This window comes from Vaginella massiliensis (genome assembly GCF_900089075.1).
Classification (GTDB): domain Bacteria; phylum Bacteroidota; class Bacteroidia; order Flavobacteriales; family Weeksellaceae; genus Weeksella; species Weeksella massiliensis_A.
Window position 1 is genome coordinate 632,024 of record NZ_LT593747.1, and the last position, 12,077, is coordinate 644,100.

General features: G+C 38.6%; 12 protein-coding genes. 10 read left to right on the forward strand and 2 right to left on the reverse strand.

What is annotated here, in order from left to right; genetic code table 11:
• The 5 genes from mazG (at window position 1) to BN8061_RS10335 (ending at window position 5,641) form a co-directional block, all read left to right on the forward strand.
• On the forward strand, window positions 1-768 hold the full coding sequence (mazG, locus tag BN8061_RS10315) for a nucleoside triphosphate pyrophosphohydrolase (protein WP_068599042.1): 768 nt from the start codon (window positions 1-3) through the stop codon (window positions 766-768).
• 314 nt (window positions 769-1,082) lie between these two features.
• Window positions 1,083-3,071 carry an excinuclease ABC subunit UvrB gene (gene uvrB / locus BN8061_RS10320; protein ID WP_068599044.1) on the forward strand — a complete coding sequence of 663 codons (1,989 nt, stop codon included), beginning with the start codon at window positions 1,083-1,085 and terminating at the stop codon, window positions 3,069-3,071.
• A 31-nt stretch (window positions 3,072-3,102) separates the two neighbouring features.
• On the forward strand, window positions 3,103-3,873 hold the full coding sequence (locus BN8061_RS10325; protein WP_068599046.1) for a DUF4846 domain-containing protein: 771 nt from the start codon (window positions 3,103-3,105) through the stop codon (window positions 3,871-3,873).
• A 70-nt stretch (window positions 3,874-3,943) separates the two neighbouring features.
• Entirely contained in the window at window positions 3,944-5,104 is a 1,161-nt protein-coding gene (locus tag BN8061_RS10330) for a cysteine desulfurase family protein (RefSeq protein WP_068599047.1), read from the forward strand.
• A 33-nt stretch (window positions 5,105-5,137) separates the two neighbouring features.
• Window positions 5,138-5,641 (forward strand): CvpA family protein, encoded by a 504-nt coding sequence (locus BN8061_RS10335; protein WP_068599048.1) that lies wholly within the window; start codon window positions 5,138-5,140, stop codon window positions 5,639-5,641.
• Window positions 5,642-5,724: 83 nt separating this feature from the next.
• Here the strand turns inward: BN8061_RS10335 and BN8061_RS10340 are convergent, their stop codons facing one another.
• Window positions 5,725-6,462 carry a DUF2911 domain-containing protein gene (locus BN8061_RS10340; RefSeq protein ID WP_068599049.1) on the reverse strand — a complete coding sequence of 246 codons (738 nt, stop codon included), beginning with the start codon at window positions 6,460-6,462 and terminating at the stop codon, window positions 5,725-5,727.
• Between the two features lie 48 nt (window positions 6,463-6,510).
• On the opposite strand from BN8061_RS10340, the gene BN8061_RS10345 reads away from it, so the two are divergent.
• The 4 genes from BN8061_RS10345 (at window position 6,511) to hemL (ending at window position 10,168) form a co-directional block, all read left to right on the forward strand.
• Window positions 6,511-6,855 carry a hypothetical protein gene (locus BN8061_RS10345; RefSeq protein WP_317038991.1) on the forward strand — a complete coding sequence of 115 codons (345 nt, stop codon included), beginning with the start codon at window positions 6,511-6,513 and terminating at the stop codon, window positions 6,853-6,855.
• Window positions 6,855-7,751 carry a 1-aminocyclopropane-1-carboxylate deaminase/D-cysteine desulfhydrase gene (locus BN8061_RS10350; RefSeq protein WP_068599051.1) on the forward strand — a complete coding sequence of 299 codons (897 nt, stop codon included), beginning with the start codon at window positions 6,855-6,857 and terminating at the stop codon, window positions 7,749-7,751. Before BN8061_RS10345 ends, BN8061_RS10350 begins: the two co-directional genes overlap by 1 nt.
• Window positions 7,752-7,765: 14 nt before the next feature.
• Complete coding sequence (locus BN8061_RS10355; protein ID WP_068599052.1) at window positions 7,766-8,815, forward strand: glucosaminidase domain-containing protein; 1,050 nt, start codon at window positions 7,766-7,768, stop codon at window positions 8,813-8,815.
• A gap of 72 nt (window positions 8,816-8,887) precedes the next feature.
• Window positions 8,888-10,168 carry a glutamate-1-semialdehyde 2,1-aminomutase gene (gene hemL / locus BN8061_RS10360; RefSeq protein WP_068599054.1) on the forward strand — a complete coding sequence of 427 codons (1,281 nt, stop codon included), beginning with the start codon at window positions 8,888-8,890 and terminating at the stop codon, window positions 10,166-10,168.
• A gap of 25 nt (window positions 10,169-10,193) precedes the next feature.
• Here hemL and BN8061_RS10365 read toward each other — a convergent pair whose 3' ends face one another.
• On the reverse strand, window positions 10,194-10,514 hold the full coding sequence (locus tag BN8061_RS10365) for a DUF4286 family protein (RefSeq protein ID WP_068599056.1): 321 nt from the start codon (window positions 10,512-10,514) through the stop codon (window positions 10,194-10,196).
• A gap of 92 nt (window positions 10,515-10,606) precedes the next feature.
• Between BN8061_RS10365 and BN8061_RS10370 the strand changes: the two genes are divergently transcribed.
• Entirely contained in the window at window positions 10,607-11,989 is a 1,383-nt protein-coding gene (locus tag BN8061_RS10370; RefSeq protein WP_068599058.1) for a dipeptidase, read from the forward strand.
• Window positions 11,990-12,077: the final 88 nt, after the last annotated feature.

A 12,077-nucleotide genomic window follows, 5' to 3' on the forward strand; every position in this document is an offset into this window, starting at 1 on the left:
ATGAACAATTCTCGCAAGCAGCAATTAGAAGCATTCGGTCGTCTATTGGATATCATGGACGAATTGCGAGAAAAATGCCCTTGGGATAGAAAACAAACTAGCGAGACCTTGCGTACACTTACCATTGAAGAAACGTACGAACTCTCTGACGCTATTCTCGCCCAAGAGACCGATGAAATAAAGAAAGAACTAGGTGATCTCATGCTTCACCTAGTTTTTTATTCTAAAATAGCCCAAGAAAAAAATCAGTTCGACGTAGCCGATGTCTTGAATGGAATTTGCGAGAAATTGATTCATCGTCATCCCCATATCTACGGCGAAACGCAAGTGAATTCTGAACAAGAAGTTCTCGAAAATTGGGAAAAACTAAAGCTGAAAGAAGGAAACACTTCTGTCTTAGCAGGTGTTCCAAGCTCGCTCCCCGCAATGGTAAAAGCCTACCGAATTCAAGAAAAAGTAAAGGGCGTTGGATTCGAATTCGAAAACACTGAGCAAATTTGGGACAAAGTAAAAGAAGAAATTTTTGAATTTGAACAAGAGACCAATCTCGCTGCAAAAGAAGAAGAATTTGGCGACGTTCTCTTTTCTTTGATAAACTACGCCCGATTTGTTGGGATCAAACCAGACGATGCGCTTGCCAAAACCAATTCGAAATTTATCGAGCGATTTCAGAAATTAGAAAAAATTGCTCGAGAAAAAGGATTAATTTTAGGAGAAATCGACCTCGAAACTTTGGATTCACTCTGGGAAATTGCAAAAAAATCCTAGTGTAAAAATACACCAAACGCAAGGCATTCTTTCGCCTATCAGGTTATAACAGAACATTTCCTCGAATCATCAATTTAACTTATAGACACCAACAAAAAATACCATAACAAAAACCGCTGCCCTACAAAATCTCGGTCTATATTTGTCCCATCATTAGATAGTGGTTTTCATTATTGTAGTGAAGAGAGTTTGTTTTAGAATAAACTATTTCTCATTTTTTTGTGGTTTTGATGAAAAGGTAACAATCGTCGTTACCTTTTTTATTTTCAGCCAATCTATAACACATTATGAATATCTCTTTGTAATTTTGCCTTATGCAATTCGAAATCAATTCAAATTTTCTACCTACTGGTGACCAACCCAAAGCGATTGATTCTTTGGTAAAAGGAATTCAGCACGGCGATCGATACCAAACCCTTTTGGGCGTGACAGGTTCAGGAAAAACTTTTACCATTGCCAATGTTGTAAAAGAAGTACAAAAACCTACGCTCGTTTTGGCTCACAACAAAACCTTAGCAGCGCAGTTGTACATGGAGTTCAAAGAATTTTTCCCAAACAATGCGGTCGAATACTTTGTATCCTATTACGACTATTATCAGCCAGAGGCTTACATCCCAACATCTGGAACCTATATCGAAAAAGATTTATCGATCAACGAAGAGATCGAAAAACTTCGGTTGAGTACGACTTCGTCTCTCCTATCGGGTCGACGAGATGTTTTGGTCGTTGCATCGGTTTCTTGTCTGTACGGAATTGGTAATCCGACCGAGTTTCACAAGAATGTAATCAGCCTAGAGGTCGGACAAGTTTTATCCCGAACGCATCTTCTGCATCAGTTAGTTCAATCATTATATTCTAGAACAGAAGCCTTGCTGATGCGCGGTAATTTTAGGATAAAAGGCGATACTGTAGACATTTTTCCTGCCTATGCAGACGAGGGAATTCGAATTAGTTTTTTTGGTGATGAAATAGAAGAAATTCAAATTTTCGACATCGAGACAGGGCAGTTGAAATCGAGTTTAGAAAGAATCAACATCTATCCTGCCAATCTATTTGTAACGTCAAAAGATACGCTGAATGCAGCCATACACAACATTCAATTAGATTTGGGCAAACAAGTCGAATACTTCAAAGAAATCGGAAAACACCTCGAAGCAAAACGACTGCAAGAACGAACCGAATTCGACCTAGAAATGATAAAAGAATTGGGCTATTGTTCGGGAATCGAAAACTATTCTCGTTACCTTGATGGTCGCGAACCCGGAGCTCGGCCATTCTGTTTGCTCGATTATTTCCCAAAAGATTATTTGATGGTGATCGACGAGTCGCATGTTACGGTATCACAAGTGCATGCCATGTATGGTGGCGACCGATCTAGAAAAGAGAATTTGGTAGAATACGGGTTTCGATTACCAGCAGCGATGGACAATAGACCATTGAAATTTGAAGAATTCGAAGCGCTTCAAAATCAAGTAATTTTTGTTTCGGCAACGCCAGCAAATTACGAATTACAAAAGTCGGAAGGCGTAGTGGTAGAACAAGTGATTCGTCCGACCGGGTTATTAGACCCCATCATAGAAGTTCGTCCGTCTCAAAATCAGATGGATGATTTGATGGAAGAAATTCAAAAACGAATCGAATTGGACGAACGCGTTTTGGTCACAACGCTTACCAAAAGAATGGCAGAAGAGTTAACCAAATTTCTCACAAAATACGGAATCAGAACCAATTACATACACTCGGATATCGATACGCTAGAACGAGTAAAAATCATGGCAGATTTGCGTGCTGGCTTGTTCGATGTCTTGGTTGGTGTCAACTTGCTCAGAGAAGGGCTGGATTTACCAGAGGTCTCGCTGGTCGCGATTTTGGATGCCGACAAAGAAGGTTTTTTGCGAAGCAATCGATCGCTGACCCAAACCGTTGGACGTGCTGCACGAAATGTAAAAGGATTGGCAATCATGTATGCAGATAAAATCACCGATAGCATGCAACAAACGATAGACGAAACCAATCGAAGGCGAGCAATACAACATCAATACAATTTGGATCATCATCAAACGCCGCAAGCGCTCAACAAAAAGATTGTGTCGATCAATCAAAACGCCGAGCAATTCGAACTCAATCCTTACGAACAGAAACGGGTTTCGAATTTTGCAGCAGAAGACAAAATGAATTATTCTGAAGAAGAAAAAGAACAATTGATCGAAAAATTGACCAAAGAGATGGAAGATGCGGCTAAAAATCTAGATTTTATCAAAGCTGCAGCCTACAGAGATCAAATCAATTTATTAAAAAATTAACATTGGTACAAATCTTGCGGAATAGGTCGACATGAAAAAATGGTTAATTCTTTCTTGGGGTCTTTTATTTTTAGGATGTTCTACAGTGAATGATGTTTTTAATGAAGGAATTTTTGGTTCGGACTCCAAAGCGACAAGTTTAGTGAATATTCAAACCAATCAAATCGTCAACAACCGTATTCCGTTGCCTACAAGTTTTATTCGAATTCTTGCCGCAAACGATTATGCCTATTTTATTTCCCGATTGAATTTCAAACCTATAAAAAATTTCACCCAAGAAGACGATTATATCGCAACGGTAAATACACGATTGGTCAACAAAAAGAAACAGTTCAATACTAATGCTGCGTACCGTTTGTATTATGAATACCTGTTTCAGGAAAAAAACTATAACGCGATAAAATTCAGCGATTATAAAGAAATTCAACCCTTTACAGCTTATTCTTCAACCAAATCGTACGAAGATTTTTTGGCGTATTTGAAGTATGCTTTTCAATATTTAGACAACAGTTCGCTCGAAAATGACACCCAAAACATTTCTTTAAAAAACATTCAGATTGGCGATATGTTTTATCACTATTCCTATCCCAAAAGCAATGTAGTACTCGTTCTTGACCTTGCCGAAGATACTCACGGAAATAAAATAATGCTGTTGGGACAAAGCATTGATGCGTCGAATGCCATACACATCATCAACAACAAGAATAATCCCGAAATTTCACCATGGTATTATGTAAAAGAAGGTGAAATTCTTACGCCAGAGTGGCGATTTTACAGCGAAGATTTGGTAAGATTTAAATAGTTGTCATTCATTTTCTTTACCACTTAGAATTTCTTACTTTTGTAGGAAGTTTGAAAATTAAATAAAGATCATGCAAAAGGTATATTTAGATAATGCAGCCACTACTCCACTAGATCATGCAGTGATAGAAGAAATGGTGAGCGCCATGAAAAATTGTTTTGGTAATCCCTCTTCGACCCATATTTTTGGGAGAGAAGCAAAAGCACTGATTGAATTATCGAGAAAAAAAATTGCGAATTATCTCAATGTAAGTCCGGCAGAAATCTATTTTACCTCATCGGGTACAGAATCCAACAACACCATTATACGTTCTTGCGTACAAGATTTGGGCGTGCAACGCATCATCACCACCACGCTTGAGCACAAATGCGTGCAAGAAACGGTAAAAGATATGGAATGCAAAACGGATGTAGAAATCGTACGACTCGATGTACAAAAAGATGGAAACATTGATTACGAGCAGTTCGAAAAGTTAATCCAAGACCAATCGAAGAAAACCCTCGTCTCGTTGATGCATGCCAACAACGAAATTGGGAATTTGTTAGACATTAAACGCATCAGCAAACTTTGCAAAGAACACGATGCCCTTTTCCATACCGATACCGTACAAACAATTGGGCATTATCACCTCGATTTTGAAGATTTAGGAATTGATTTTGCTTCGTGTTCGGCACACAAAATTCATGGTCCAAAAGGAGCCGGATTTTTATTCGCTCGAAAATCATCTCCCATCAAAGCTTTGATTACGGGTGGAGGACAAGAACGAAACATGAGATCTGGAACAGAAAATGTTTACGGCATTGTTGGACTTGCCAAAGCTCTGGAACTTTGCATAGAAAACATGGAGTCTTATCAGCAAAAAATAAAATCGTTGAAACAATACACTATCGATCAATTGAGAAAAGCCATTCCAGCGATTGATTTCAATGGGAACAGCGCCGATTTGGAAAACAGCCTTTATACCGTACTCAATCTGAAACTTCCTTTTGTAGATTCGCTTATCGGATTCGAGTTGGAGTTGGCGGGCATTGCCGTTTCACAAGGTAGCGCTTGCAGTTCAGGTGCCGCTAAAGTATCGAATGTGATGGCTTCTCTGTACACCGAAGAAGAATTGCAACATTTTACGCCATTGCGAGTTTCATTCAGCCATTTGAACACCGAAGAAGAGATTGATATTTTGGTAGAAAAATTGAAACAAATTGCTCAAAAGCACGAAAAAGTAACGGCTTAATTTTTTTTTCTGAATCTGAACGATTTCAACATATTGGATTTAGTCATTGGGATTGCGCTCGTGTTTGGAGCAATCAGAGGATTTGCTAAAGGTTTCATCGCTCAGCTTGTCGGACTTTTAGGCATCATCGTTGCCTTGTTCATGAGTCTGAAATTTTACAAACTCCTAGAAGCGATTCTGCTGCCATTAGAATGGGTATCCGAAACCTTTATTTCTATTGTTGCTGTTGTTGTCACCTTTGGTCTCATTTACCTAAGCATTCATGTGGTGTCGCGCTTGATTCAAAGATCAATCGAGACGGTAGGTTTGGGATTTGTGAATCGAATTGCTGGAGCTTTTTTGGGAGTGGTATTCTACATCCTGCTCTCTTCCACCCTATTGTTGGTGATTGAGCCTGTTTTGGATTTTTTTTATCCAGAAGTTAAAGAAAACAGTTTGCTCACAGAACCGCTCACCACGGCAAGTCGAGAAATAAAAGAGCTTTGGGCGGAAAATAAAGAGCATCTGCTCAACCAAAAAAGAAACACAGAATCTTAGCCCAAAAAAAGCTGCCTCAAAACATTAGTGAGCTTTACAGAGAATTCGCTATTATTTTGAAACAGCCTTATTAGAGAAGCCTTTTATTTTAGCTTTTTATTGATTTTTTCTAAGAGTTCGGTAAAGTATGTCGGAACGTTTTCGCCCGATTTTGCAATCGCATTCTGAACCATTTTTTTAGCCTGTTGCAATTCAATTCCTTTCATAAAATAATAATTCGCCGCTGAATACAAGTCACGAGCCGACGAATTTTCATTTACCTTCGAGCGGATTTCGTCTAAAGCTGTCTGATGAGTAGGCGTCGTAATCGTAAGCGTCAACATAGTATCTCCCCAAGAAAGATTCAACTTTGCTTCTTCTGTCGTTACATCAGAAAAATCGATGGTGAACGATTCTACAAAAGCATTTGCTCTGTAATGACGCGTTTTCAGTTTAAGAGCAACCTCGTTTTCATCCCATTTCTCGGGATTTCCCCAGTTGTCATTCTTTTTATAAAAATAAACTTCTACAAATTGCCGATCGAATTTGGTGTAAATCGAATACTTACCTTTGGGCAAAGCCTGACCGTCGACCATAACGTCGGAAGAAAAGTCTAAAGTCGTATTTTCGTTGGCACCTGTACGCCAAATCTCGTTGTAAGACACAACACCTCCCAAAATCGTTCTATCTTTCACATTTGGTCGGCTATAAGCTAGATCAACCGTGGTGAGTCCGATCGTTTGTTTCACCTGCGAGAACGAAGATTCTCTTGGCAAATTCAACTGTGCAAATGATAAGCTAGATAAAAAAAGAGCGGTAATCAGCATGGTGTTTTTTAGCATAATTCTAGGTTTTAAAATCGTATTTAATTTAAAGTAAAAATACTAATTTTGTCGAAAGTTTTTGTAATGTTGACGATTGTTTCCAAACATTTTCTTCGTAAAAATGTAGTTGCCATGACTGTTTTCCCGTTTATCCTCGTGCGCGATAAACAGACAAAATTCAACAAAAAAACCATGAACCACGAGACCATCCACATCGTACAACAATTAGAGCTTTTTTGGTTTGTATTTTTCATTTGGTATTTTGTCGAATATGGCTTACGCATCCTTCAATACAAAGACCCAAACTTAGCATACCGCAACATCAGTTTCGAGCGAGAAGCTTATGCCAACGATCAGAATTTGGATTATCTCAAAACTCGAAAACTATTTTCATTTCTAAACTATTTATAATGAAATGGATCGATAAAAGCAGTCGAATTGATGAACTCAATCATCCTTTGCTCCAACAGAAAAAAATCAGTCTTGGCATTTTACGAGAAGACCTTATCCATCCTACCATCTCGGGAAACAAGTATCGTAAACTGAAATACAATCTGTTGCAAGCAGCTCAACTGCACAAAAAAAGCTTGATTACCTTTGGTGGCGCCTACTCAAACCACATTGCGGCAACTGCGGCGGCGGGCAAATTATATGGCTTCGAAACGGTAGGAATTATTCGGGGCGATGAATTGGAAAACCATGCCCAGCTAAACCCAACGTTAAGTGCTGCAGTAGAAAACGGAATGCAGTTGAAGTTTATCGATCGCGAATCGTATCGAAAAAAAAATGAGCAAGTTTATTTAGAGAATTTACTAGCCGAATTCCCACAATCGTACATCATACCCGAAGGCGGAACAAACCGTCTGGCAGTGCAAGGTTGCGAAGAAATTTTGAACCAAACAACAACATCGTATCACTATATCTGTTGTGCTGTAGGAACGGGCGGAACGATAAGCGGAATTTTGAATAGCGTGGAGAAAGATCAAAAAGTTTTGGGATTTCCAGCGCTGAAAAATGCTGATTTTCTACACAATGAAATCAAAAAATTTTCGTTAAATATTAATTATGAATTGATTAATGCTTATCATTTCAATGGATATGCTAAAATTTCGGAAGAATTGATTAATTTTGTAAAGAATTTTTATAATTTAACCAAAATTCCTTTAGATTTAATCTATACTGGAAAGATGATGTTTGGATTGTGGGACATGATCCAGCGAGATTGTTTTCAACCCAAAACCAAAATTTTAGTCATCCATACAGGAGGAATTCAAGGAAATAAAGGATTCAAGTTTGAGTTTGTCTAACCAAATCGTGACACATGAAAAAGATTTGTTTACTAGTAATACTTCTATTTCAGACTGCAATTTTTGCCCAAGAAAATCGAGATATTGAATACATCCGTAAATATGCTTATCTCGCTGTGCAAGAACAACAATTATACAAAATACCAGCGAGCATCAAATTGGCACAAGGGCTAATTGAAACTGGAGGCGGACAAAGCCGACTGGCAGAACAAGGTAACAACCATTTTGGAATAAAATGTAAAACCGAATGGACGGGCAGAAAAATCTATCATAACGACGATGCCATAGGCGAATGTTTTCGGGTATACGATGACCCCGAACAAAGTTACCGCGACCATTCTATTTTTTTGGCAGAAAGACCCTATTACAAAAACCTGTTTACGCTCGACTTATACGATTACAAAGCTTGGGCATATGGGCTGAAAAAAGCTGGTTATGCCACCAACCCTCGCTATCCTTCTATGCTGATTTCGAGAATAGAAAAATATAATCTCGATCAGTTCGACCGTATTTCTGTTGAGGATGTGTTGGTGAAATTGGTCGATTTGTATGGTGCATTCGAACCTGCAATGAATTCGTATATTGTAAGAAATAAAACGCAAAAAAATTCAGCAGCACCACAAATGGCAAAAATCGAAACTGCTCCAAAAACTCCTAAAACCGAAGAATTAACCTATAAAGAAAAAAATATCATTTTCAATTCTCAACCAGAATTGGCTTCATTACGCCTGAAAAATCATCCCAACAATATTCGTTATGTAACGGTGAAAGAAGGGGAAAGCATCAACGATTTGGCGAAAACTTACAAAATCGAAATCGAGAAATTGGCTGAATACAACGAAATTACACCAAACACCACACTCAAAGCGGGACAAATAGTATTCCTAAACAAGAAAAAAAGCCAAGGCTACAAATCGAATTATGTTGTAGAAGCTGGTGACGATATGTATTCTATATCACAACGATTTGGCGTGAAAATCATCAATTTGTACAAATACAATCGCATGTCACCAGGCACACAACCCAAAGTTGGACAACTGTTGAATTTACAAAAAAGATCATGACAAAAACCCTCTTGAGAGGGTTTTTTAATTGCTGATTAATACCGAAATTTACATCGAAAATTTTTCAAAACTATGTTATACCAAAGAAGTAGCGCCTTGTTTGCAGAGGCACAAAATTATATTCCTGGAGGTGTAAACTCACCAGTACGAGCATTCAAATCGGTGGGTGGAACGCCGCTGTTTATAAAAAAAGCCAAAGGTGCTTACATTACAGACGAAGACAATCGCGACTATGTCGACTTTATCAACTCTTGGGGTCCAATGATTTTGGGACATACTCACCCAGAGGTGTTAGCTGCAACAGTAGAACAAATGAACAATGGTTTTTCGTTTGGTACACCAACAGAGCTCGAAACCGAAATCGCCAAACTCATCACTGCTGTAGTACCAAATATTGATATGATTCGAATGGTGAATTCAGGTACAGAAGCCTGTATGTCTGCCATACGATTGGCTAGAGGTTTTACCCAACGAGATAAAATCATAAAATTCGAAGGATGCTATCATGGGCATTCCGATGCCTTTCTGATCAAAGCAGGATCGGGCGCTGCCACTTTTGGCAATCCCAACTCGCCAGGTGTAACACAAGGTACAGCAAAAGACACTTTGCTTGCACGCTATAATGATATTGAATCGGTAAAAAAAATATTTGAAGAAAACGAGGATGAAATAGCGGCCATCATTATAGAGCCTATTGCTGGAAATATGGGGTGCATTGTACCAGAAGAAGGATTTCTCGCAAGCCTTAGAACACTTTGTAATCAAAAAGGAACTTTGTTGATTTTTGATGAAGTGATGACTGGCTTCCGTTTGAGTTTGGGAGGAGCGCAACAACGTTTGGGAATAGAAGCAGATATTGTAACTTTTGGTAAAGTAATTGGTGGCGGATTTCCTGTGGGCGCATTTGCTGCTCGTAAAGAGATCATGGAACACCTTGCGCCACTTGGTCCTGTTTACCAAGCCGGTACCTTGAGCGGTAATCCTATTGCGATGCGAGCTGGTTACACCACCTTGAATATCTTGAACAAAGACCAAAATCTCTATGATCGAATAGATAAAACGACCGAAATATTAGATAAAGAAATTACCAATATCCTTAGCGAAAAAGGAATTGCACACCAGACCAACCGATTCGGGTCGATGATGTCTGTTTTCTTCACAGACGAAAAAGTGATCAACTTTGATGATGCCCAAAAAGCAAATCATTCTACGTTTAATAAATTTTTCCATCATATGCTGAAAAATGGCATTTATCTCGCCCCCTCGGGTTACGAAACTTGGTTCATCTCCGACGCTATTAAAACAGAAGAAATAGACAAAACCTTAACTGCAGCACGTAGTTTTGAGGCATAAAAAAAGGAGCAGTTACGCTCCTTTTTTAATTCGCTTCGAAATCTCTCAAATGTTCCATTTCTGTTTCAAATGAAAGAACTTTCGTACCAAACTTCTTTAGACTTTCTGTTTGCAAATATGGCAATATATCTTTTTTAAACTGCATTAATTTCGCTTGGTTTTCACAAAATAATTGCATAGAATAGGAGTCCACACCCTCTTGCTGGTTGGTGAGTAATTTCGTCAACCTTGCTCCCTGAAAATGTTGATGTTCTAGATGTTTTGCAATATGTTCGTCCTGAAACCAATCTAACCACTCGTTGGCGATTTCACTCTCTACAAAATAGGTTGTATTGTAAATGATCATGAATATTTTTTTACAAAGATAATTATTCTGATTCATAGCCCCTAATTGTAGATTTATTGCTAATTTTAAGCCAATATTCTTAATTCAAAATAATGGAAAAGACACAACAATTTATTCAAGAAAACAAGCAACGATTTCTCGATGAATTAATTGAACTTTTAAAAATCCCCTCAATCAGTGCAGACCCTGCTTATACACAAGATGTTTTGGATACAGCAGAAAAGGTTGCCGAATTTCTAAGAAAAGCCAATGTCGACAATATAGAAATTGCTGAAACAGAGGGATACCCTGTAGTTTATGGCGAAAAAATTATAGACCGCAATTTACCAACAGTTTTGGTTTATGGGCATTACGATGTGCAACCTGCAGATCCGCTAGAACTTTGGGAATCTGGGCCGTTTGAGCCAGTGATCAAGAAAACAGAAATTCATCCAGATGGTGCAATTTTCGCTCGAGGTGCAGCAGACGACAAAGGTCAATTCTTTATGCATGTAAAAGCAATCGAAGCGTTGATTGCGACCAACGAACTGCCTTGTAATGTAAAATTCATGATCGAAGGCGAAGAAGAAGTCGGTTCTCCAAGTTTGGTGAATTATGTTAAAAACAACAAAGAAAAGTTGAAAAATGACGTCATCTTGATTTCAGACACCTCGATTATCTCCAACGATCAACCCTCAATCAATGTTGGATTGCGCGGGCTCGCTTATTTGGAGGTAGAAGTAAAAGGAGCAGATCGCGATATGCATTCGGGAGTTTACGGTGGCGCTGTGCCAAATCCGATCAATGTTTTGGCAACTATGATTTCTAAATTGATCGATGAGAAAGGGCATATCACCATTCCTGGTTTTTACGATAATGTAATAGAACTGACCGAAGAAGAGCGTGCCGAAATGGCTAAAATTCCATTCGACTTAGAAGAGTATAAAAAATCGATTGGTATAAAAGATATCCAAGGCGAAGATGGATTCTCTACCATCGAGCGCGCTTCTACCCGACCAACTTTAGATGTAAACGGAATTTGGGGTGGCTACATTGGCAAAGGAGCAAAAACAGTAATCCCTTCGCATGCCTATGCCAAAATTTCGATGCGTTTGGTTCCAGGTCAAGACCACGAAGATATAGCTAGAAAATTTGCAGAATACTTCCCAACCTTGGCTCCGTCTTCTGTAGAAGTGAAAGTAACGCCTCATCATGGTGGAAAACCTTATATTTTACCAACCTCGCACAAAGGCTATATTGCTGCGAAGAAAGCATTGGGCGAAACTTTCGAAAAAGAAGCCATTGCAGAACGTGGCGGAGGATCAATTCCGATTGTAGCCTTGTTCGAAGAAGAATTAGGTTCTAAATCGGTTTTAATGGGATTCGGATTGGATACGGATGTGATTCACTCACCGAACGAACATTACGGATTGTTCAATTTCTATAAAGGAATCGAAACCATTCCGTATTTCTATAAATATTTTGTACAAGACTAAAAAGTCAATTCATCAATCATGAAAATCCGAAGCCATTGGCTTCGGATTTTTTTTTATTAAACACAAAATAAGTAAAACAAAAAAAGTC